Here is a 21,368-nt window from a genome sequence, read left to right on the forward strand (position 1 = left end):
GGCTTGCTTTGACCAAATACCGCAATCTTTTGGGGAGGATTGGAGGATCGCCCTGTGAATATGCGTACCATGACCCGAACCGGTGGCCGTGCGGCCCGGCGCGCGCTGCGCTCTGCTCCGAATTTCGAGATGTTGCCCGGCCTGACCCGAGGCATCCCCCTATGCGAGGTGATGGATGGCAGCCAGATCGACCGGATCGACAGCGCCTCAATGGATATTCTCGAGAATGTCGGTGTTCAGTTTCGCGATGCAATCGCACTGGAGGATTGGAAAAAAGCTGGTGCAAAGGTCGAGGGCGAACTGGTCTATCTGGACCGGGGCCTGGTCCGAGAGCTGATCGCCACCATTCCCAGCACCTTCACTTATCATGCTCGCGATCCGAACAAGAACGTGCGACTGGGCGGACGGCACTCGATCTTTGTGCCGATGACCGGCGCGCCCTTTCTGCGCGATCTCGATGACGTGAGGCGTAATCCGACGCTCGATGATCTAGCAATGTTCCACAAACTAAGCCACATGCTGCCGGCGATGCATTCCTCGGCGCATCACATTGTTGAACCTTACGACCACCCGATCAGTCAGCGACATCTGCGGATTACCTATTCGTCGATGAAACATTCGGACAAGACGTTCATGGGTATGACTACTTCGCCCAGAAACGCCGAAGACGTCATTGAGATGTGTGCGATCCTGTTCGGGGAAGATTTCATTGAAGATCATCCGGTCACCACGGGCAACTGCAACGGAAACTCTCCGCTGGTCTGGGACGAAACGATGCTGGGCGCGATGCGGGCCTTTTCTCGCCGCAATCAGCCTGTGTTGTGCTCGCCCTTTGTTTTGGGCGGGGCCAATACGCCCGCATCGGTTCCCGCCACAGTGGCGCAGTTGAACGCCGAAGCACTGAGCGCGCTGGCCTATACCCAAGTCATTCGCAAAGGTGCTCCGGCGATTTACGGGCACTACCTGTCGACGGTGTCGATGAAATCAGGTGCCCCGATGGCCGGCACGCCCGAGATCAGCCTGATGAACTTTATGATCGGGCAGATGGCCCGGTTCTACGACGTTCCATGGCGCACTTCGAATACGCTGGGTGGGGCCAAGACATTTGATGCGCAGGCCGGCTACGAATCCGCCACGACGCTGCAGGCGGTTCTTCATTCCGGTGCGAACTATATTTGGCATTCGGCTGGCTGGAATGAGGCTGGGATGCATTGTTCCACCGCCAAGTTCATTGTCGATGCTGAACAATGTGCGATGGCTTATCGCATGGCAGAAGGCCCGCAATGGGATGATTTCGACCAAGCTCTTGCCGCCATTCCAGAGGTCGGTCCAGGCGGGCACTATTTGGGTCATCCGCACACGCAGGACAATTTTCAAACGGCGTTTTTCATGCCCGAGATGTTCGACAATAACTCGATTGAGCAATGGGTGGCAGAAGGCGGGGTTGAGATCACTGAGCGCGCGTTGAAGCACGCGCGCAAGCTGCTGGCCGAATACCAGGAACCGACACTGGACGTGGCCAAAAACGAGGCCCTGCTGGACTATATTGCCCGGCGAGAACGGGAAATTCCCGCCGCTGACGAGCTGAACCAAACCTATTAAAGATTTCGCCTTGGACCTATCCCGACTGCATTGTCGGGTGGGTTTCCATTTAGCACTCGGAGGGAAAATGGAGCTGACGGGCAAAACAGCGCTCATCACAGGGGCTGCGGGCGGCATCGGATCTGCTATTGCACAGCGGATGCGGCAGGCAGGGGCACGAGTTGCGGTTGCGGACGTTTCGGTTGAGGGTATCGAGGCCGACGCCCATTTGCCCGGCGATTTGCGCGAGAGCGCTTATGCAGATGCATTGCCGCAACATGCGGCGGATGCGCTGGGCGGGCTGAATATCGTTGTCAACAATGCGGGGGTCATCACCCGCGGAGCGGTGACCGAGACCTCGGATACCGACTGGGCATTGTCGCTGGGCGTGAATGTCGAGGCGCCCTTTCGCATCTGTCGCGCCGCAATCCCGATCATGGCGGCGCGTGGTGGTGGCGCCATCGTGAACACCGCGTCATGCTGGGGCCTGCGCCCTGGGCCGAACCACGCGGTCTATTGCATGACCAAGGCAGCCATTGCGTCGTTGACACAATGCATGGGTATGGACCACGCGCATCAGGGCATCCGCATTAACGCCGTATGCCCGAATGAAGTAAACACGCCGATGCTGCGGTCGGGGTTTGAAAAACGCGGCTTTGATCCGGATACTGCCGTGGCCGAGCTGGGCCGGACGGTGCCCTTGGGGCGTATCGCCGAGCCCGAGGATATTGCTGATGTGGTGATGTTTCTTGCCTCGGACGCCGCGCGCTATGTGTGCGGGGCATTGCTGGAAGTGAACGGAGGAAAACCGGTTTCATGACGCGATTTACCGGCAAAACCGCGCTGGTCACGGGCGGGCGCAGCGGTATCGGACGCGCCATCGCGGAACGTTTGCAACACGAAGGTGCACGGGTCTTTACCGCGCAACGTGGGAGCGATCCGGAATTCGAAGGGTTCGAGGCCGATTTCAGAGATCCCCTCAGCCCGCAAACGGTGGTCAATCAGGTCGTTGATCAGGCCGGGCGATTGGACATTCTGGTCAATAATGCAGGCATGATGCAGGAAGCCGGCGTCGAGCAGATGAGCCTTGCGGACTGGCAGCGCACGTTGACAGTCAACCTCACGGCCCCGTTCCTGCTGATCAAGGCGGCGCTGCCCCATTTACGACGGGCCGGCGGGGCGATTGTCAATATCGGCTCGATTGAGGGGCTGGGCAGCAATCCCGGCCATGCCGCCTATTGCGCATCCAAAGCCGGGTTGCATGGTCTGACACGAGCGGTGGCCGTGGATCATGGGGCAGAGGGCATTCGTTGCAACGCCGTGGCCCCTGGCTGGATCGACACCGAGTTGAACGTGGATTTCATCGCCTCAATGCCGGACCCGGAGACATTTCACGAGGATATCAAGCGCATACACCCCATTGCCCGAACCGGAAGCCCACAAGAGGTTGCGGCGCTCGTCGCCTTCCTGGCGTCGGGTGATGCCAGCTTTATCACCGGGCAGGTCTACACAGTAGACGGAGGCCGCATGGCCAAGCTGAGCCTGCCCTGATCACTCGTCCCGCGCGCGCCATTCTTTCCAGCGCAGCACCGCATTGGCACCGATCTCGCGGAATGGCTTTGGGGGCAGGCGTTTGGGTTGACCTTGGGCGTCGAAATACCGGGTGATATTCGAGCTGTGGCCGCAGGCGCGTTCTGCCGCCGCGATACCGGTCAGGGTGCCGCGCGCCGTGCCCAGCCCGTTCTGGACACAGCCAGAAATTACGCCCTGTTCGACCTCTCGTGCGACGGCGACGCCGTTCAGGCTGAGGCAGAGATGACCGGCCCAGCGATATTGCATGTCCAGCCCGGCCAACTGCGGAAATCGCTGGTCGAATTTGCGCTGCATCACCCGCGAGGCGCGCGCCAGATCACCAGCAGTCGAGGTCATGCCCGGGCGCAAGGCCGCGCAGGTACGAGTTATGATCCGATTGCCGCCCTGTGCCGTATCAATGCGCCGCATCGTTGTACCCAACGGATCAGATGGTGTGACACTCCAGCGGGGTTGCCCCCCCAGCCGCGACAGTACTTCGGCGTCCAGCTCCGGGGTCATTGCCGCAAACAGGAACAGCTGCATCAGGCGGTCACGCTCGATCCCAAAGCTTTCCAGATGCCCGTTCACCGTGAGGATGACTGTACCAGTGCTGACGGTACCGCGCGCGGTTTTTACCAGCCACGCACCGCCTTGCTTCTCAAACCCGGTCACGCCAGAGCTCTCGTACAATGCAATGCCATCCTTGATCAGTCCCGCAGCCAGACCACGAATATAGCCTGCTGGTTGCAACATAACCGTGCCGGGCGTGTATAGCCCCGACCGATAGTGGCGCGACCCTGTCAGGGCGTGCATCTGCTGTTGGTCGAGCATTTCACTGGTCTCACCCAAAGTGCTGAGATGATGCGCATAGCTGATATTATGTGCATGTCCCGCCGCGCTCACCGCTCCGTTAACCTTGCCAGCCGGATCAAAGAAATTCGGGTCGATCTGATATTGCTCGACCGCCGATCGGGCAAAATCAATTGCAAGTCGGTTTAGTGTGATCATGGTGCGATCATCCCCCGGCCCGGAATAATTGTCCGAGGCCAGGTCATGTGGCAGATCGATCATAAAACCCGTATTGCGCCCAGCAGCCCCTTCGGCCACGCGGCCAGCCTCAAGCACGATGATCTTTGCGTCGCTTTGCAGCTGCCTCAAACGCTGTGCCGCTGACAGGCCTGCGAAACCGGCACCAACAATCACGACATCCGCCGTCAGATCACCATCCAGTTCTTGGGCTGGGGGTGGATCGCCTAATATGACGCTCCAGGCCGCAGGTCCGCGATGGACTGGCAGGGTTCGGGCGGCATAGCTGCTCAATCCACGGCCTCATCCGCATCGTCGGACAGGTCGACCCAGATGGTTTTTAGCTGGGTATACTGGTCATGCGCATGGATCGAGTTGTCGCGCCCACCAAAGCCAGACTGTTTATAACCGCCAAAGGGCGTGGTGATATCGCCCTCTCCAAAACTGTTTACAGTCACCGTTCCCGCCCGGATCATCCGCGCCCCGCGAATGGCGCGTTTCGCATTGGCTGTGAAGATCGACGCACACAAACCATACTCGGTATCGTTGGCGATCTTGATGGCCTCATCAAAGCTGGAAACCGTGATCACCGAAAGAATGGGACCAAAGATCTCGTCACGTGCCAGGATGGCGTCATTGCCAGGGAGTTCGACTACGGTGGCCTCGACAAAGCCATTGTCCGCTTTGCCTCCGATCACTACGTTTTCGGCCTGATCCAGATATCCGCAGACCTTATCGAAATGAGCTTCGCTGACCATTGCGCCCAATCGTGTTTCCGGGTTCAGAGGCTCGCCGATATTCCATTGCTTTACATGATGGGCGATGCGGTCGAGCAACTCGGCCTTTATGTCCTTGTGGACAATCAGGCGGGACGTGGCCGAGCAGTTCTCACCCATATTCCAGAACGCACCGTTGACGATATGTGCCGCCACGCGGTCCAGATTTTCTGCATCTTCCATCACAATGGCCGGATTCTTGCCGCCCATTTCAAGCACCACCTCTTTGGCGTTGCTTTCCGCCGAATAGCTCAGGAACCGTTTGCCAGTCACGGTTGAGCCGGTGAAGGACACCATATCTATATCCATGTGCCGTCCAATAGGTTCGCCCACCTCGGCACCTGCGCCGGGGACGATGTTCAGGACGCCGCGTGGCAGACCGGCCTCCATCGCCAGTTCGGCCAGCCGCAATGCCGTCAGTGAAGTTTCCTCGGCCGGTTTCACCACCACCGAGCAGCCCGCAGCCAGAGCGGGCCCGATTTTCCATGCCAGCATCAGCAATGGGAAATTCCAGGGCAGGACTAACCCGACAACGCCAATCGGCTCGCGCACGACCAAAGCGATGTGGTCGTCACTGGCGGGCGAGACCTGATCATAGATCTTGTCGATCGCCTCAGCGTGCCATTTCAGGCAATGAATGGTCTCGGGCAGGTCGACGGTCTCGCAGTCAAAGATGGTCTTGCCACTGTCGATACTTTCCATCACCGCCAGTTCACGTGCATTGCGTGTGATTAGTTTGGTCAACCGGATCAGCACATTTTTGCGCTCGGATGGGTGCAGCCTCGACCAGCGGCCATCTTCGAACGCTTCGCGCGCCTTCTCGACGGCAAAATCCACGTCCGCTACACCACAGGCGGCAATGTTGGCCAATTTCTTGTTGGTCGCCGGGTTAACCGTTGTGAAGGACTGCCCTGAAATCGCCGGGCGGTACGCGCCATCAATAAAGGCGCCGGTTGGCAAGGTCAGACCCGCGGCGATGGAGTCGTATTCGTCCTGCGTCAGCAATGTCATACCTTACCCCTCTGCCATGATGTCAGCGATTTTCTGTTTCAGCACGCGCGTCACTTGCTCTAGCGCGCGTTTGTCATCTTTGTTCAAAGATTTCAGCGGCGGTCGAACGGTGCCCGCGTCAATCCCATTCATTGTGACACCATGCTTGATGGTCTGGATGAATTTTCCACCCTGTTCCAATACCCGCATCAAGGGCATCAGCGCCGACATGATCCGGCGGCCCTTGGCATAATTGCCCTCGATTACACAGGCCTGGTATAGCGCCACATGCTCGGCAGGCAGAAAGTTCGAGCCGCCACAGACCCAGAACGGCGCGCCCCAGGCAAAGAACTCCAGCGCCTGATCGTCCATACCGCATCCCAGTTGGATATGCGGATAGTCCCGCGCCAGAAGATGAACCCGGTTGATATCGCCCGAACTTTCCTTGATGCCGCAGAAATTCCTGCTGCGTCCGACGCGGTCCAGGAATTCCTCGCCCATCATCGTGCCTGTGCGGTGAGGATAATTGTACAGCATTACCGGCAGGTCGGCGGCCTTGTCGATGGCCAGCGCATTCAGCGCATTTTCGCGGTCGGTGGGCACCGAATAGGGCGGGCTGGCCAACAGGATCGCATCTGCCCCGATTTCCTTTGCACCCGACGCCAGCGCAACCGAGTCCGACGTCAACATCGCGCCCGTGCCAACAACCAGAGGCAAACGGCCTTTCAGACGCACATGGGTGAACCGCGCCAATTCCAGCCGTTCCTCCACGGTCTGCGCATAATTCTCACCGGTCGACCCGCCCGAGATCAGACCATGCACGCCATTCTTGATCAGAAGCTCGATCACCTGCGCCAGCGCGTCCCAGTTGACGCTGTCATCGGCCTGATAGGGCGTGACCACCGGGGTATAGACCCCCTCAAATCGGAAAATTGGATTCATTCCGTCCTCATGCAGGTTTCGAAAGCGGTGGGAGGCCCATTGGGACATCCAGCGCATCGGGCATCACGAACAGTTCGATCTGATCGCGTGACAGGTTCCAGTGATCTTCGGCCAGCTGCGCAGCAGCCGTTTCATCGCGTGTCTCTATGGCGTCGATGATGGCGTCGTGTTGCTGGCTTGCCTCGGACAGGTTTTCGACCATCCTGCCCGACTGTGGCCGGTAGAAGGTCATGCCGATACGGGCATGGTCAATCAGCAAACGGTTGAAAGAGGGCAATAGATAGACATTGCCCGACATTTCGCCGGTCACTTCGTGAAAGCGGTTATTGGCCAGGGCGCGCTCTTCGGCTGCCCCATCCCGCAGCGCGGCCTTGAATGCCTGCTGTGCGGTTTTCAGGGCTTCAATCTGCACAGGCTTTGCATTCGCCGCTGCCAGTCGCAGGATTGCACCATAGATCATCGGAGCGGCCAGAAAGAAATCGCGCAAGGTGGTATACGACATTTCGGACACGCGCGCGCTGCGGTTTGTTCGCAGGTCCAGATATCCTTCTCCGGCGAGTTGTCGGAACACTTCGCGTAAAGGCGTTCTCGACAGGCCAAACGCATCGGACAGATGCACCTCGTCCAGATCGGTGCCAGGTTGCAGGCGCAAAGTCAGGATCGAGACCTTCAAGTGCTCGGCCAGCTGCGTTTTGCGGGTTTTTGCGACGTCCTTCATCCGGATCCTCCAGCCCAGTCAGCAAGAATCGATTGGGTTCGATTGCCTCCTTTTTGTATCCGAATAAAATACATATTGTATACATGGAAATTTCGTGCAGCATAATCCAACGACAAAGACTCAGCCAATCCGGCCGAACAAAGTGGAAAACCCTATGCCTCAGATGCGGCACATCACCATTGTTCTGATCGAGGAGTTCTCGCATCTCGCCTTTTCATGTGCCGTCGAACCACTGCGGATCGCCAATCTGGTCAGTGAGAAAACGCTATATGATTGGACGCTGATATCGGAGGACGCAGAGCGTGCAGTGTGTTCCAATAAGGTGGTGACACTTGTGCATGGCGGGTTGGGCGATATTCCAAAGACTGATCAGCTGTTTGTCTTGTCGGGCATCCACATGCGCAACCATGTCTCACGCGACCTTCTGGCGACGTTGCGACGCGAACGTGCGCGGGGCACGCCGATCGGGGCATTGTGTTCTGGTGCTTGGCTTCTAGCAGAGGCCGGATTTCTGGATGGCTCTCAGGCTGCGATCCATTGGGAATATCACGATGCGTTTATGGAAGCGTTCCCAGAGGTGAACCTTGTGCGCAGTGTCTTCGTGGCAGACGCGAAACACATCACGGCATCGGGTGGGACGGCAACTGCCGATCTTATGTTGCATCTGATCGGACGCGACCACGGTGAGGAGCTGGCGATCGCGGTTGCAGATCAGATGGTGTATAATGCTGCCCGCAACGCAACGGCCAAACAAAGGGTATCATTGCAATCGCGCAACGGGATGCGTAACGCACATCTGGCTCGGGCTATCCATACCATGCGCGAATGCCTTGAAGCACCGGTTTCTCCGTCAAAGATCGCGGATGATCTTGGCATATCCACGCGCCAGTTAGAGCGGTTATTTGGTAAGTATCTCAACACTTCGCCCAAAAAATACTTTATGGAATTGCGCCTGGAACGCGCGCAAAAGCTTTTGCTTCAGACCGAAGCATCCGTCACCGAGGTCGCCTTGGCTTGTGGCTTTGAAAATCCCGGTCATTTCTCGCGGGTTTATCGATCCAGTTTTGGTGTCACACCGCATTCGCAAAAAAGCAAAATCGACTGACGGAAGGCGGCGGGGGGAGCTGCTCTGCCCTAGGGCGAGCCCGGCCCGGCAGGCGCTCACCCCCTAGTCCCGCTTGTACCCCCTCGTTAAATTCAAACTCGTAAACTGATCAGCAGGATTGACTGTTTGTATTTGGTAAAAAGGGCACAAATTCTGCAAGATCGTGTCAGATGTAAGGGGGTTTAGGGCGATATAAAGGCCCAGATTTCTGCAAAAAATGCGGCTCAAATCCCACACAATTAATAGCTCAAATAGCCAAGTTTGTCCTTGAGTTTGCGTTACATATGAAAAATGGCTTTTAAGTTCAGCCAAAATACCGGGTATACTTACAAACTATGGCAGAGATTCACATCGGGATGCATTTTCGAACCCCCATGTTCCCTTCAGCAACCAAAGCCGGAGGCCATGCATGAATTTCGAAACTTACCAGCCGGTCGTGACACCTGTCCCGCCAGTCATACCCGTAGACGTGCGCGAGGTTCAGATTATTCAGGCCTCTCAGGCGGCCAGTGCAGCATTTGAAAAGATCTCCGCCACGGCGTTATTTGAGGTAGATACATTCACTGATACTCAGAAGCGCATACTTGCGATCTTTCGCTGGTATTTTCTGGCGGCCTTTTGCACGCGCATGTTGTCTGGGGCAACACATCGGCTGGATCATTTGACGATGCAAGTGGGCATGGATGTATACAGTGCGGTTGGTATGATTTTGTCCCGCGATGAGATCGAGTATTCGAGAAACCTGGTTGAGAAAATGCCGGATTCTGCGGCTGATGCACGGATGAAGGCGATCGGTGCGCGGGGGCACAAGGCAGGTTGGATCGCGGCCAATCAATATAAACAGGGCAGAGGCATGCCCTCAGAGATCAAAGTCGCTCTGTCAGGTGCTTTGGCGGCTGTGGATCGTTTGAATTGAACAGTGGTCCCAATTTGACATGAATTTACAAGTGTCGGTGAATTTGCCTCGCAGCAGGCAGGTGCGCGCCTTTCGTTGAAGCACAGGTCGAAGGGTGGAAATGCTGCCCATTCACAGTAGGGGATTGAAAACCGTACCAAATCACTACATTCACCCCTGATAGATCCAACAGGTTAATTCTACATGCCCCTTTCAAGAAGATTGCTAGCCTATGGCTCGGTTCCCGTGGTTACGATTGTATGCTTTGCGGTTTGGTATACCAGTATCGGTTCCAAACCAGGTCCTGAGTTTGTCCGGCTGGATGGTGGAGAATTCCTGATGGGCTCGCAAAACTTTCAAGCGGAAGAGACTCCGGTCCATCCAGTGAATGTCGGGTCCTTTGACATTACGCGGACAGAAATTACCAACGACCAATTTGCGAATTTTGTCGAAGAAACCGGGTATCAGACAACGGCAGAGCGTGGCTTGTCGGCTGAGGATTTCCCGGGTCTGCCTGCAGATTTGCTTGAGCCTGGGTCGATGGTCTTCGCCCAGCCTAAGGAAGCGGTGTCGCTGAATAACCCCAACGCATGGTGGCGCTATGTCAAAGGTGCAAGCTGGCAACACCCGGCAGGACCGGGCAGTTCGATTGCGGAACTGGGCGACCATCCGGTGGTGCATGTGTCACCCGAGGATGCCGCAGAATTTGCAGAGTGGATCGGAGGTCGTCTGCCGACCGAGGCCGAATGGGAATTTGCAGCTCGCGGCGGGATCGAAGGCGCCGACTACACCTGGGGTGACAGCTATGATCCCAGTAATGGGTGGAAGGCAAACACCTGGCAAGGACAGTTCCCAAGCGAAAACCTGGCTGACGATGGCCATGTCGGAACCGCACCCGTAGCGTCATATGTGGCCAATGGCTACGGCCTGTTTGACATGGCGGGCAATGTCTGGGAGCACGTGGCCGACTGGTGGGTGCCGGGGCACATTCCTGGCGACCAAATTGATCCTACCGGCCCGGAAAAAGCCTTTGCCGCCCAGTTCGGTAGCGCATCGATGGGTGCAATGCGGTTGGTCAAAGGGGGCTCATGGCTTTGCGCGCCGAATTTCTGTCTGCGTTACCGACCTTCTGCGCGGCAGCCGGTTGAGATGTCGTTGGGCAGCAATCATGTCGGATTTCGCGTTGTCCGCGATGTAGACTAACCGCCGGGTATTCCGGTCATGCGGCGGGCTTATTCCGCCCCGTACCGGTGGCACAATCGATTCCAGAACATATCAAGCGCGGCAAATTTGACGCCCTTACGACGGGCAGCGCATATGTTCCAGGTCAGAGGTTGCGTGGTCCGTATTTCTTTCAACATCCCCAATTTCAGGTGCTGATCAAAATCTTCCTTCATTCCTCCGGCAATCAGGTCTGCTCTGCAGGCCATATCGGTCACTAAAGAGAAATCGTCACTTTCGATCTGGGGCAATCGGTCAACAATATGCCAGGCTTTCTCGTCATTCCCCAAAGTGGCGGCAATGGCAGAGCGCCAGTGGCGATGCATATGCGCGGTTATAAACGGATGCCGAAACACCTCAGCGATTGAGACCGGAGTAGCCTGATGAATGGGATGGTCGGGGCGAGCGCAGAAGAAAACGGGTTCCTTTCGAACGACCTGAATGTCCAGATCGCTTAGGTTGGGCGTGTGTGTCAGATCGCAAACCGCCACGTCCAGACGCCCTATCCGCAATGCTTCGAGGGGTTCCATGGTGGCCCGCACATCAACGCGGACGCGAAGATCTGGCCAGTTATCAAGCAGCTCTGCCAGAAGCGGCGTGATGATCGTCCGGGTCGTCAGGGGTCCGCAGCCGATATTCAGCACCTCCGGGCCGACCGAACGCAGCCGTTTGACTCCTGCTTCAAACTGGCTGGTCGCATTGTGCAGCGCGTCCAGAAGTTGCAGAAAGCGTTTCCCCGCCGGTCTGATGGTTGCGCCGCGGCCTGTCCGTTCGAATAGCGCCTGACCGGCATAAGTTTCTGCCTGGCCGATATAGCGTGAGAAACTTGCCGGAGAGGTTCCGATTGCATCCGCTGCCACGCGAAAGTTGCCGTGTCTGGCCAATGAGCGCACCGCATCTATGGCTTTGGAATCAATCATTTGCACCCTCGTTCCAATATTCAGAACGCTCATACCAAATGATGGAATGACCGTCTCTTTCTGTAGCCGGAAATGTCGTTTCCTGCGACATTATTGTCGACCGTGGCACGACGCCCCGGACTTCCCACATAACGGAGGATTCAATGGTTCCTTTAAGGAATATATTAGCTGTGCTTGGCGCTTCGGCGTTATCAACGACTGCAGCACTTGCTGATTCTGAGGATACACGCCCAAACGTTCTTATTCTAATCGCAGATGACATGGGGTTTTCCGATGTAGGTGCATTTGGCAGTGAAATCGAAACGCCCTCGATCGACCAACTGGCAGATGACGGTATGCTGTTCACCAATTTTCACGTCGGAGCGTCTTGCTCGCCCACTCGGACTATGCTGATCAGCGGTGTCGACAACCATCTCGCAGGCCTCGGCAATATGTTAGAGATTCAGGCCGATAACCAATTCGGCAAGCCTGGCTATGAAGGTCATTTGAACGACAAGGTTGTTGCGTTGCCGCGTTTGTTGCGCGACGCAGGATACCACACCTATATGACCGGCAAATGGCACCTGGGTCATGAGCCTGGCACGATCGCTTATGACCGCGGATTTGAGAAATCCTTTATGCTGGGCGAAAGCGGTGCGGATAACTGGGTCGAGCAGCCCTATGCCCCGTTCTATACGCGGGTGCACTATTACGAGGACGACAAGCTCGTCAGCCTGCCAACGGACGACTACTTCTCGTCGGATTTTTATACCCAAACGATGATCGATTACATCGACAGCAACCTGGATGACGGTAAACCATTTTTGGCCTGGGTCGGGTATCAGGCCGTCCATTACCCTCATCAGGCGCCAAAAGAATTCATCGACAAATATGACGGCGTTTATGACGAAGGGTTCGAGGTCCTGCGGGTTTCGCGTCTGGAAAAGCAGAAGGAACTTGGGCTTATCTCTCCGGATGTGGAATTGGACCCGGAATTTGCGAAAACCTCTTATGAACCGTGGCAGATGCCGGATTGGGAAAAGCTTAACGACGAAGAAAAAGCATTCAACGCGCGACGGATGCAGACCTATGCCGGAATGCTGGACAATATGGATGTCAATATCGGCAGGATTCTGAGCTATCTGGATGAAAAAGGTATTGCGGACAACACCATCGTCATTTTCCTTGCGGATAACGGCCCGGATCCGAACCAGTTGCCGCTGTCTGAAGCCTATCGTGATTGGTACAAAGCCCATTACGACAAGGTCTATATCGAGGATTTTGACGGCGATTATTCGGATATGGGGCAGCAGGGTGTCTATGCTGATTACGGCCCTGGCTGGGCGGCAGCCGCAGCGGTTCCGGGCAGCTACTTTAAGACATTCTCGACCGAGGGTGGTTTGCGTGTCCCTTTGATCGTGAAATTCCCGGGTGTTGTCGAGCCCGGATCGCAAGTCGATAAATTTGCCTTTGTTCGCGATATCGTTCCAACACTTCTTGAAGTTGCCGGCGTAGACGTTCCCGGACCGGTCTATGACGGTCGCGAAATCTATACGCCAGACGGTATCAGTATGATGCCGGTCCTGAAGGGTGAGACGGAAACCGTGCGCGACGATAACAACCCGGTCGGATATGAGCTTGCAGGGTCCTCGGCAGTATTCCAGGGCAAATATAAACTGATGCAGAATCTGGCCCCTAAAGGCACAGGCGAATGGGAACTGTTTGATATCGAAGCTGATCCGTCGGAATTACACAATCTGGCGGACCAGATGCCCGAGCGTGTCGCAGCGATGCAGGCCTATTTTGAGGACTATGCAAAAAGGGTAAATCTTGTGCCTGTTCCAGAAGGCTATAACCCTCTGGAGCAGACGGTCGTCAACGCCAAGCGCAGTGGCGCGCATTAACTGAAATGTCATCGCGCCGTTTCGGGACGGAAACGGCGCGATGCGTATATTTGAAAAAGGGACTGTGCTGGTTGGTCCGCCGATAGATATGTGGCGCTACTGCGGGTGCAGCCACTGTTTGCCGCAAGCACACGCCCATGGAACAGGCCGGTGCATTGTTAGGAGGAGATGCGGGTTATTGCCCTGTGATTTCCGTGCAAGTTCCTTTGCCCCAACCGGTTCTACTACCAGAGGCAGAGAAATCGAACGTGCCTTTCTGGGGGTGGACGTTATAACTCAGCGTGTGATCCTCGCCGATATACAGGTAGGTCAAGGTATCGAGCCCCGGGAAAACATCGACCTCTTTGTCGATGTCACCGATCTTGATACGACCTTTATTTTGATCTTCATATTTGATCAGTTTCGCAGCCATTTCGGGATGCTGTTCGTCTGGCGACTGACATTCAAACACCCGCTCTTCTGCAAGCGCCGTGAAGGGCATAGATATAAGAAGAATGGCCAACTTTTTCATTTGATCTCACCTAGAGCAGATTCGTTTCGAACGCCGCAGCTAGGTGTGATTTCTGTCATAAATTTGCTGAAATTCTGGCCAGACTGTGCCTTGGGCACAACCAAAGAAAATATAGGTGTTGGACCGTCTGCAAAATCAAGATTCTAGCGTCTCGGCAAGAAGCCTGTGGCAAAGATCGCATCCCAGAACAGAATGCAGGTCGGCTCAACTGAGCATTGCATTCACTACCAATCAAATCTCTCATAAGTATCTGTTTCAATACAAGTAATATTTGCATCTCCGAGGGTTGAGATCGGCTCGTCCAGAACATCCACCTCTGGGGCATTGTCGGTCGAATGGATAGCATCCCAAGGCAGGGTTCCAGGAGTACTCGAGTGCAGCGCTTCGTAAGCCAGTTCTTCGTCCAAAGAAATCCCTGGGCTGACAGGGTCGTCACCGACGGTCAGGGCAAATGGGTTTTCCGAAGTGATGAGAGTGCCGGCGCTGTCTATGTCTGACACAACGATCTGACCATGAATTACGCCCTCGAAACCTACTGGCGGGGAAAGCTCCAGGTGGTTCAGGTTACAACCCGACAAATCCACCGGATCACCATTGGTGATCACCGAATGCTCACCACTGATTATCAGGGTATTTGCCGGTAACCCCTCCAGTGTAACACTCGCCTGATCAGACGCATGCGACACCTGGATGCCAACTTGGATCGCGTCGTCCTTGGGAACCGACAAACCGGGATCGGCCTGCATCACCTCACGGCCATGGGTATCCGGACCGTCCCATTCCAGCTTCAGCCCCACATGGCCGTGGTTCTCGACATATCGGACTTCGATGCCATAAGTCCCAGGCTCAAGTTTGACCTCTTCTGAATACGTGCGAAACCCATGTGGCTTATCTCCTGTGTTGGAGACATCATCTCCGTTTAAGTGCAGCGGAGGCGCAGCGGACACAGTTTCATGCGCAGCACAGCAAAAGGTGCTAGCCGCGTAAGACCTTGATACATTGTAGGGAAAGAATGGTGGGTGATGAGAGACTCGAACTCCCGACATCTTCGGTGTAAACGAAGCGCTCTACCAACTGAGCTAATCACCCGTGAGGCTGCATTTAGCCAAGCCGGCGCGCGGGCGCAAGAGGGTCTGGCACAATTTCTTTCACTGAATTTAGACAAGGCGGGCATCTGGGGTGATATCTCCGCCAACCGGGCTCTGATTTATCAGACTTTTTGAGGGATCACGAAATCTGAACCGGTCGTTTCGGATCAGGCACCTCCAAAATATCTTGGGTGTTGTAGCGGCTATGAATTGCCCGTTTCAAAGGTTCTTATTCACGATGCGTCCTATCGATGCTTGCGCGCCCCCCGCCGCCTCAGATATCCCCTGATGGAACCTTAACCTACGAGACGGGAACAATATGACCCTGTCATCCGCAAGCCGTTTTCTGGCTGCTGCTATTGTTTTGGGTAGTTTGATATCGACTCCGCAGCGTGCAGAGGCCGACGATGTTTTGGTTTTTGCTGCTGCCAGTCTGAAAAATGCTCTGGATTCACTTGTACCGGGTTTTGAACGGCAAAGCGGTCAGGAGGTTGTCATATCGTATGCGGCGTCTTCTATACTGGCACGTCAAATTCAACAGGGCGCCCCGGCGGATGTGTATATTTCAGCCAACAGTGACTGGATGGATGTCCTTCAGGAGAATCGGCTGATTGATGCTGGATCGCGGGTTAACCTTTTGGGAAATGGGCTTGTCCTGATCGGTGGGCCGACGGCCGTTGAAATTGAGGGGCTTTCCCCGCAGACGGACATCTCAGCCGCTTTGTCAGGTGGGCATCTTGCGATGGCCCTGGTCGATGCCGTGCCTGCGGGAATTTACGGCAAAGCGGCGCTGCAAAACCTAGGTCTTTGGGATAGTGTTCAGCAGCAGGTGGCACAGACCGACAATGTACGCGCGGCTCTGGCTTTGGTTGCCGCGGGGGCTGCCCCCTTGGGTGTTGTCTACCGATCGGATGCCCAGGCCGAGGATCGGGTGCGGGTTGTGGCCTCTTTCCCTGCAAATCTTCACCCGGAAATTGTCTACCCGGCCGCTGTAACAACGCAAGCCTCAGCCGAGGCATATGCTTTCCTAAGCTACCTACAGACCGATGCAGCGATGGCAGTCTTTGCAGAGCAGGGATTTGCCCTGCCGGGCGACTAGCCGATGGGTTGGCTGGGACCGGAAGAACTTGAGGCGCTGAAATTGTCGCTGCGTGTCTCTTTCTGGGCAACGCTGGTTACTTTGCCCTTTGGTATATTCGTTGCCTATGCACTGGCGCGCTGGCGCTTTCCCGGACGACAAGTGTTGAATGGGTTGGTGCATTTGCCATTGATCCTGCCGCCGGTTGTTACGGGATATCTGCTGCTATTGACCTTTGGTATTCAGGGCCCGATTGGTGGACCTCTGGCGGGGCTTGGAATTGTCTTTGCGTTTCGCTGGACCGGCGCGGCGCTGGCCGCCGGGATCATGGCGTTTCCGCTGATGGTCCGTGCTATTCGCCTTTCGATCGAAGCCGTCGACCCTAAGCTCGAACAGGCCGGAGCCACGCTGGGTGCCTCGCGTCTGTGGGTTTTTGTCACCGTAACCTTGCCGATGATTCTGCCGGGGGTGATCGCCGGGACCATCCTTGCCTTTGCAAAAGCCATGGGTGAGTTTGGCGCGACGATCACCTTTGTTTCGAACATACCTGGACAGACACAGACGTTGCCATCGGCCGTTTATGCGTTTCTGCAGGTTCCGGGTGGTGAGGCGGCGGCGATGCGGCTAGTGGTGATATCGGTCATCATCGCGATGGGGGCGCTGCTGTTGTCAGAGTTTGTCGGTCGTCGCGCCGCGGCAAGGGTGTCGGGGACATGAGCCTTTCCGTCAATCTGCAACATGATCTGCCAGGTATTCAGTTGGATGCCGAATTTGATGCGCCTGCCGGGGTGACGGTTCTGTATGGAAGGTCCGGCGCCGGTAAGACGACAATCGTTAACGCTGTGGCGGGATTGCTGGAGCCCAAAGCTGGTCGCGTATCCGTGGACGGGTGGACGTTGTTCGATACGGAAAAGCGCCTTTGGCTGCCTCCGCATAAACGCCGCTTGGGGTATATTTTTCAGGAAGGCCGGCTGTTCCCACATCTAACTGTGCGCCAGAACCTGTCCTATGGGCGCTGGTTCGCGCCCAAAAGCGTGCCGCGCGAAGACCCCGATAAGGTGATTGAAATGTTGGGGATCGGGCATCTTCTGGACCGTCGTCCACTGAGCCTGTCAGGTGGCGAGAAGCAGCGTGTCGCCATAGGCCGCGCCTTATTGGCCAGCCCGCGTCTGATCCTCGCGGATGAGCCTCTGGCCGCATTGGATGATGCACGGAAGGCCGAGATACTGCCCTATTTCGAACGGCTTCGGGATGAGATTTCGGTGCCGATCCTTTATGTGACCCACTCGGCAGCCGAAGTTGCGCGGCTGGCAACTTCTGTCGTAGCCCTGCAGGACGGTAAGGTGGTTCGGCAAGGCCCGGCTTCCGAAGTGATGGCTGATCCTTCTGTGGCCCCGCTCGGTGTCAGAGCCGTTGGTGCGGTGCTTCAGGTGCAGGTATCAGCTCACCATGCAGACGGGTTGACCGAGTTGGCAGCCGAAGAGGCGCGCCTATTTCTGCCGCTTATTCCCCATAAGGTCGGTGAAAGCCTGCGTATTCGCATCCCCGCACAAGAGGTGATCCTTGCCAGTAAGCGGCCCGAGGGCCTGTCAGCGCTGAATGTACTGGAGGGCAGGGTTGATACGATCCGAGCCGGGGAAGGCCCCGGTGCGATCGTCTCTGTCATTACACCTGCAGGGACTATTCTGGCTCGGATCACCCGACGTTCGGTTGAAGCCCTTGGGCTTGCTGCAGGCAAACCTTGCTTTGCGGTGATAAAAACCGTGGCGCTTGCGCCGCAGGATGTCGGTGGGCGGCTGCACTTTGCGGATTGAAACTGCGCTTTACGGAAAGCGTATCTGTTCTATGATTTTCCAAGGAAATCATTTTTTGCCCGGGGTCAAGCACCATGAAATACTTTGTATCAACATGTATTCTGACGCTGATGATGGTGCCTGCCATGGCCCAGGCTGTTGGGTTCGGGGTCGGTATAAACCCCGCATTCCGAACGACAGTGACACCACGTGACAATGGCGTTTACGAGGTCTCAACCAGCGGCAGTTCTGCGCCAGTGGCCTATTGGTGCGGGATCGGGGATTTTGCGATACGCACGCTTAGAACCAAATCGAACCAGCGTATTTACATAACCCGGGCCTATGACAAACAGACACGGACGGTGCAATTCTCGCTGACTGCGCCCGAAGGGGTTGATACGACGCCGGGCTATTCGGTTACTGTCAAACGCGTTGGCGAGAACATGTCAGCGGCATCGGCGCAGCGCTATTGCTCTGACAATTTCATGGATTTCGGGTTCTGAAACCCCGGAAGTAAAAAGCACCGCAGGGGCAGGTCAGGCGCTAGACCCATTTGGCCAAGGGCGGCAGGCTCATAAGCACTGCGTCCGGGTCGTGCCCGGTCTCTAGCCCGAATTTGGTTCCGCGGTCATAGACAAGGTTGTATTCGGCATAGAGCCCGCGATGAATCAGTTGGGTATCCTTATCAGCGGCGTCAAAGCTCTGTTGCCTGCGCTTTTCAACCAAAGGCAGAAAGGCTGGCAAGAAGGCCCGCCCGATATCCTGTGTCAGGGCAAAGTCCGATGACCAGTCTCCGGTGCAATAGTCATCCAGAAAGATACCGCCGACACCGCGGGCGCGCTTGCGGTGCGGGATAAAGAAATACTTGTCGGCCCATTCTTTCAAACGCGGATAGTGGCCCGGTCCGTGGGGATCCAGATGGGCCTTCTGGGTTGCGTGGAAATGGGCAGTGTCTTCGTCATATTCGATACAGGGATTCAGGTCTGATCCGCCGCCGAACCACCAGGCGTGAGGTGTCCAGAACATGCGCGTATTCATGTGAACAGCGGGAGCGTGCGGGTTCTGCATATGGGCAACCAGGCTGATACCCGAGGCCCAGAACCGCGGGTCCTCGGTCATTCCGGGAATGCCTTTTCGGGCAGCCATTGCCTGTTGCGCCCGTTCCCCGAGCTGGCCGAATACTGTCGAGACATTGACGCCGACTTTCTCGAACACGCGGCCGCCGCGCATCACGGACATCAAACCGCCACCGGCGTCCGCCCCGTCATCCGAATGCCGTTTGGTCTCTTTGACTTCGAAGCGACCGGGTTGAGCATCGGAAAAAGGTCCGGTGTCGTGGGAATCCTCAAGCTGCTCAAAAGCGTTTACGATTTCATTGCGCAAGTCACGAAACCAGGCTGCGGCGGTGGCTTTTTCAGTATCGAACATCTGTTTAATGGGCCGGGGCTGCGACGGGGTCCAGCAAAGTGCGTCCACCGTCAATGGTTAGGATTTGTCCAGTGATGAAACCTGCGGCGTCCGAGGCAAGGTACTGTGCGGTTTCGGCCAGTTCGTTTGGCGCGGCAATCCGGGAAAGGGGTGTGTGCTTTTCGATATCATCCCGAAATGTGCGATTTTCCTTGAGCGTGGATTGCAGCGAAGCGCTCATCACCGATCCCAGCGCAATCGAGTTCACGCGGATGCGGTTTGGGGCAAGGGCAACGGCCAGGGATCGGGTCAACTGATCAAGCGCTGCTGTAGACACCGAATAGGCCATCAGATCGGGATGGGTGCGACGGGCAGCAATCGAAGATAAGTTGATGATGGATCCCGCAGGGTTTTCGTTTTCATCATCACCGGATTGCTTGATCATCCGTTTGGCAACTAGTTGGCTCAGTCGCAAGGCCGGCATCAGGTTCTGGTTCAACAAGGTGCGGACCGAGTCGTCTTCCATGTCCAATGGATCAGACGGAATAACCTGGCGCGAGCCATTTATCAGGATGTCGACCTGTTCGAAAGCGTCAATCGTGGCCGAAAGCAGGTTCGCAATCGTCAGCTTTTCACGCAGATCCCCGGCGAAGAAACGGATGTTGCTGTCATCTGCCTGCTCGCCCAGTTCATTGGCCAGTCGTTTTTCATCCATGTCGGCGAACATGACATTGGCCCCGGCATCCGCGAAGTGACGTCCGATGGCCAATCCGACACCATTTGCACCACCTGTGACGATCGCGGTCTTGCCGGCTATGGAAAAGGACATGCGTGTTCTCCTGATGTGCGGTGCAGGTTAGCGGGTATCACCGCCGAGGGCGAGAGGCGTGGAAGACCTTGAAACGATTGTCCCCGGTCACTTCCTTCATCTGCGCGAAGGCCTCGTTCAGCGTAATTTCATAGGGTAGGTGTCGATTGGCGACCATCCAAAGGGAACCGCCCCGTGTCAGACTGCGCGCAGCAGATTTGATGAATCCCTGACCCAACGTGGGATCAGCACTGCGCGATGTGTGAAACGGCGGGTTCATAATGACCGTATCCAGCGGCTCAGGCGCGCGCCAGGTGACCGCGTCAGCCCAGTGGAACTGTGCACGGTCGTCTTTTACATTTGCACGAGCACATTGCAGGGCGATGTGATCGGCCTCGACCAGATGCAATTCCTGCAGCCCCTTTGCACCCATTAGCCCTGTGGATAGGTATCCCCAGCCAGCCCCCAGATCGGCGACCCGACCGCCCAGTTTTTCAGGCAGGGCGGCAAGCAGCATTACTGAGGCCGGGTCGACCCCGTCTGCAGAAAATACTCCGGGCGCTGTCTGAAATCCGTCGGCGGATTGGGTGGCGGGTGCGGCCCAGTCCTCGAACGCGTTTACGTCGGACTGGAACCAAAAGATCTTGCCATGTGCTTTTGCGATGGGCCCCTGCACGGTTACGCGTTTGCGAATATCCTTCAACAGGCTGTCGACGCCATTTGTCTTGGCGCCGTCGACCACAACCAATCCGGCCGAACGCTGGCAAGCCTGATACACGAGGCTGCGGGCCAAAGCCTTAGCACGCGGCAGGAAAACGATGGCATCCTGGCACAGGTCATCGGCCTCGGGCGTGGCCCTGAATCCGTGATCCGCAAAATGGTCGTGAAACGGCTTGAATGGCTGGACTACCTGCGTATCTGAAGCCAGCCCAGCGAGGTCTTCCTCGGGCGTTGGCCCAATCAACGACAGGGGTTGCGCGATTTCAAGGCCGCTTTGCAAGGCAAGATCTAGGCGAAGGGACATTGGCAATTCCGAAAAGAGGTCAGGCGTCGC

The 21,368-nt window shown here is 56.4% G+C and carries 21 protein-coding genes and 1 tRNA gene; 11 read left to right on the forward strand and 11 right to left on the reverse strand.

The genetic code is table 11. The annotated features are described in order from the left end of the window. The first annotated feature begins 60 nt into the window (after positions 1-60). From AC2FFB_RS07370 to AC2FFB_RS07380, 3 genes are all read left to right on the forward strand, one after another. Entirely contained in the window at positions 61-1,602 is a 1,542-nt protein-coding gene (locus AC2FFB_RS07370; RefSeq protein ID WP_142635980.1) for a trimethylamine methyltransferase family protein, read from the forward strand. A 67-nt stretch (positions 1,603-1,669) separates the two neighbouring features. Further along, entirely contained in the window at positions 1,670-2,401 is a 732-nt protein-coding gene (locus tag AC2FFB_RS07375) for an SDR family NAD(P)-dependent oxidoreductase (RefSeq protein ID WP_142635880.1), read from the forward strand. Further along, a complete protein-coding gene (locus tag AC2FFB_RS07380; RefSeq protein ID WP_496693664.1) occupies positions 2,398-3,132 on the forward strand; it encodes an SDR family NAD(P)-dependent oxidoreductase in 735 nt (244 codons plus the stop codon). The genes AC2FFB_RS07375 and AC2FFB_RS07380 overlap by 4 nt, the downstream gene beginning before the upstream one ends. Here AC2FFB_RS07380 and AC2FFB_RS07385 read toward each other — a convergent pair whose 3' ends face one another. From AC2FFB_RS07385 to AC2FFB_RS07400, 4 genes are read right to left on the reverse strand one after another with little or no spacing between them, the layout of a single operon-like run. Beyond that, positions 3,133-4,473 (reverse strand): NAD(P)/FAD-dependent oxidoreductase, encoded by a 1,341-nt coding sequence (locus AC2FFB_RS07385; RefSeq protein WP_496693665.1) that lies wholly within the window; start codon positions 4,471-4,473, stop codon positions 3,133-3,135. It lies immediately after the preceding gene. Next, a complete protein-coding gene (locus AC2FFB_RS07390; protein WP_282021559.1) occupies positions 4,470-5,966 on the reverse strand; it encodes an aldehyde dehydrogenase in 1,497 nt (498 codons plus the stop codon). Before AC2FFB_RS07390 ends, AC2FFB_RS07385 begins: the two co-directional genes overlap by 4 nt. A 3-nt stretch (positions 5,967-5,969) precedes the next feature. Next, on the reverse strand, positions 5,970-6,887 hold the full coding sequence (locus tag AC2FFB_RS07395) for a dihydrodipicolinate synthase family protein (RefSeq protein WP_142635887.1): 918 nt from the start codon (positions 6,885-6,887) through the stop codon (positions 5,970-5,972). Positions 6,888-6,894: 7 nt separating this feature from the next. After that, positions 6,895-7,605 (reverse strand): GntR family transcriptional regulator, encoded by a 711-nt coding sequence (locus tag AC2FFB_RS07400; protein WP_142635889.1) that lies wholly within the window; start codon positions 7,603-7,605, stop codon positions 6,895-6,897. A gap of 154 nt (positions 7,606-7,759) precedes the next feature. Between AC2FFB_RS07400 and AC2FFB_RS07405 the strand changes: the two genes are divergently transcribed. From AC2FFB_RS07405 to AC2FFB_RS07415, 3 genes are all read left to right on the forward strand, one after another. After that, positions 7,760-8,710 carry a GlxA family transcriptional regulator gene (locus AC2FFB_RS07405; protein ID WP_142635891.1) on the forward strand — a complete coding sequence of 317 codons (951 nt, stop codon included), beginning with the start codon at positions 7,760-7,762 and terminating at the stop codon, positions 8,708-8,710. A gap of 409 nt (positions 8,711-9,119) precedes the next feature. Beyond that, entirely contained in the window at positions 9,120-9,626 is a 507-nt protein-coding gene (locus AC2FFB_RS07410; protein ID WP_142635892.1) for a hypothetical protein, read from the forward strand. A gap of 225 nt (positions 9,627-9,851) precedes the next feature. Continuing rightward, the gene (locus AC2FFB_RS07415; protein WP_496874724.1) at positions 9,852-10,808 is read left to right on the forward strand and encodes a formylglycine-generating enzyme family protein; all 957 of its coding nucleotides are present in this window, start codon (positions 9,852-9,854) and stop codon (positions 10,806-10,808) included. A 29-nt stretch (positions 10,809-10,837) separates the two neighbouring features. On the opposite strand, the gene AC2FFB_RS07420 is transcribed toward AC2FFB_RS07415, so the two are convergent. Then, positions 10,838-11,746: a LysR family transcriptional regulator gene (locus AC2FFB_RS07420; protein ID WP_496874725.1), complete on the reverse strand. Its 909-nt coding sequence runs from the start codon at positions 11,744-11,746 to the stop codon at positions 10,838-10,840. A gap of 143 nt (positions 11,747-11,889) precedes the next feature. On the opposite strand from AC2FFB_RS07420, the gene AC2FFB_RS07425 reads away from it, so the two are divergent. Further along, positions 11,890-13,629 (forward strand): arylsulfatase, encoded by a 1,740-nt coding sequence (locus tag AC2FFB_RS07425; RefSeq protein ID WP_496874726.1) that lies wholly within the window; start codon positions 11,890-11,892, stop codon positions 13,627-13,629. Between the two features lie 175 nt (positions 13,630-13,804). Here the strand turns inward: AC2FFB_RS07425 and AC2FFB_RS07430 are convergent, their stop codons facing one another. From AC2FFB_RS07430 to AC2FFB_RS07440, 3 genes are all read right to left on the reverse strand, one after another. After that, positions 13,805-14,140, reverse strand: a complete 336-nt coding sequence (locus AC2FFB_RS07430; RefSeq protein ID WP_281995305.1) for a hypothetical protein — start codon at positions 14,138-14,140, stop codon at positions 13,805-13,807. Between the two features lie 224 nt (positions 14,141-14,364). After that, the gene (locus AC2FFB_RS07435; RefSeq protein ID WP_496711980.1) at positions 14,365-15,087 is read right to left on the reverse strand and encodes a hypothetical protein; all 723 of its coding nucleotides are present in this window, start codon (positions 15,085-15,087) and stop codon (positions 14,365-14,367) included. A gap of 66 nt (positions 15,088-15,153) precedes the next feature. Beyond that, a tRNA-Val gene (locus AC2FFB_RS07440) sits at positions 15,154-15,229 on the reverse strand. A 318-nt stretch (positions 15,230-15,547) separates the two neighbouring features. On the opposite strand from AC2FFB_RS07440, the gene modA reads away from it, so the two are divergent. The 4 genes from modA to AC2FFB_RS07460 all read left to right on the forward strand — a co-directional run bounded on the left by modA (position 15,548) and on the right by AC2FFB_RS07460 (position 18,602). Further along, positions 15,548-16,327 carry a molybdate ABC transporter substrate-binding protein gene (gene modA, locus AC2FFB_RS07445; RefSeq protein WP_281995303.1) on the forward strand — a complete coding sequence of 260 codons (780 nt, stop codon included), beginning with the start codon at positions 15,548-15,550 and terminating at the stop codon, positions 16,325-16,327. Between the two features lie 3 nt (positions 16,328-16,330). Beyond that, complete coding sequence (gene modB, locus AC2FFB_RS07450; RefSeq protein WP_271948121.1) at positions 16,331-17,023, forward strand: molybdate ABC transporter permease subunit; 693 nt, start codon at positions 16,331-16,333, stop codon at positions 17,021-17,023. Then, entirely contained in the window at positions 17,020-18,120 is a 1,101-nt protein-coding gene (gene modC, locus AC2FFB_RS07455) for a molybdenum ABC transporter ATP-binding protein (protein ID WP_496874727.1), read from the forward strand. The genes modB and modC overlap by 4 nt, the downstream gene beginning before the upstream one ends. A gap of 74 nt (positions 18,121-18,194) precedes the next feature. Beyond that, positions 18,195-18,602: a hypothetical protein gene (locus AC2FFB_RS07460; RefSeq protein WP_496688687.1), complete on the forward strand. Its 408-nt coding sequence runs from the start codon at positions 18,195-18,197 to the stop codon at positions 18,600-18,602. Positions 18,603-18,642: 40 nt separating this feature from the next. Here AC2FFB_RS07460 and hemF read toward each other — a convergent pair whose 3' ends face one another. The 3 genes from hemF to AC2FFB_RS07475 are packed head-to-tail and all read right to left on the reverse strand — an operon-like array spanning position 18,643 to position 21,338. Beyond that, positions 18,643-19,527, reverse strand: a complete 885-nt coding sequence (gene hemF, locus AC2FFB_RS07465) for an oxygen-dependent coproporphyrinogen oxidase (RefSeq protein WP_496874728.1) — start codon at positions 19,525-19,527, stop codon at positions 18,643-18,645. Positions 19,528-19,531: 4 nt separating this feature from the next. Then, entirely contained in the window at positions 19,532-20,335 is an 804-nt protein-coding gene (locus AC2FFB_RS07470; protein ID WP_142635913.1) for an SDR family NAD(P)-dependent oxidoreductase, read from the reverse strand. Positions 20,336-20,372: 37 nt separating this feature from the next. Beyond that, the gene (locus tag AC2FFB_RS07475) at positions 20,373-21,338 is read right to left on the reverse strand and encodes a class I SAM-dependent methyltransferase (RefSeq protein ID WP_496676253.1); all 966 of its coding nucleotides are present in this window, start codon (positions 21,336-21,338) and stop codon (positions 20,373-20,375) included. Positions 21,339-21,368 lie beyond the last annotated feature (30 nt).

This window comes from Ruegeria sp. YTSA219 (assembly GCF_059609985.1).

Excerpts from the sequence above, each read along its gene's own strand:
- AC2FFB_RS07370 (WP_142635980.1), top strand. The coding sequence starts at position 61 with ATGCGTACCATGACCCGAACCGGTGGCCGTGCGGCCCGGCGCGCGCTG.
- AC2FFB_RS07375 (WP_142635880.1), top strand. The coding sequence starts at position 1,670 with ATGGAGCTGACGGGCAAAACAGCGCTCATCACAGGGGCTGCGGGCGGC.
- AC2FFB_RS07380 (WP_496693664.1), top strand. The coding sequence starts at position 2,398 with ATGACGCGATTTACCGGCAAAACCGCGCTGGTCACGGGCGGGCGCAGC.
- AC2FFB_RS07390 (WP_282021559.1), bottom strand. The coding sequence starts at position 5,966 with ATGACATTGCTGACGCAGGACGAATACGACTCCATCGCCGCGGGTCTG.
- AC2FFB_RS07395 (WP_142635887.1), bottom strand. The coding sequence starts at position 6,887 with ATGAATCCAATTTTCCGATTTGAGGGGGTCTATACCCCGGTGGTCACG.
- AC2FFB_RS07400 (WP_142635889.1), bottom strand. The coding sequence starts at position 7,605 with ATGAAGGACGTCGCAAAAACCCGCAAAACGCAGCTGGCCGAGCACTTG.
- AC2FFB_RS07405 (WP_142635891.1), top strand. The coding sequence starts at position 7,760 with ATGCCTCAGATGCGGCACATCACCATTGTTCTGATCGAGGAGTTCTCG.
- AC2FFB_RS07410 (WP_142635892.1), top strand. The coding sequence starts at position 9,120 with ATGAATTTCGAAACTTACCAGCCGGTCGTGACACCTGTCCCGCCAGTC.
- AC2FFB_RS07420 (WP_496874725.1), bottom strand. The coding sequence starts at position 11,746 with ATGATTGATTCCAAAGCCATAGATGCGGTGCGCTCATTGGCCAGACAC.
- AC2FFB_RS07425 (WP_496874726.1), top strand. The coding sequence starts at position 11,890 with ATGGTTCCTTTAAGGAATATATTAGCTGTGCTTGGCGCTTCGGCGTTA.
- AC2FFB_RS07430 (WP_281995305.1), bottom strand. The coding sequence starts at position 14,140 with ATGAAAAAGTTGGCCATTCTTCTTATATCTATGCCCTTCACGGCGCTT.
- modA (WP_281995303.1), top strand. The coding sequence starts at position 15,548 with ATGACCCTGTCATCCGCAAGCCGTTTTCTGGCTGCTGCTATTGTTTTG.
- modB (WP_271948121.1), top strand. The coding sequence starts at position 16,331 with ATGGGTTGGCTGGGACCGGAAGAACTTGAGGCGCTGAAATTGTCGCTG.
- modC (WP_496874727.1), top strand. The coding sequence starts at position 17,020 with ATGAGCCTTTCCGTCAATCTGCAACATGATCTGCCAGGTATTCAGTTG.
- AC2FFB_RS07460 (WP_496688687.1), top strand. The coding sequence starts at position 18,195 with ATGAAATACTTTGTATCAACATGTATTCTGACGCTGATGATGGTGCCT.
- hemF (WP_496874728.1), bottom strand. The coding sequence starts at position 19,527 with ATGTTCGATACTGAAAAAGCCACCGCCGCAGCCTGGTTTCGTGACTTG.
- AC2FFB_RS07470 (WP_142635913.1), bottom strand. The coding sequence starts at position 20,335 with ATGTCCTTTTCCATAGCCGGCAAGACCGCGATCGTCACAGGTGGTGCA.
- AC2FFB_RS07475 (WP_496676253.1), bottom strand. The coding sequence starts at position 21,338 with ATGTCCCTTCGCCTAGATCTTGCCTTGCAAAGCGGCCTTGAAATCGCG.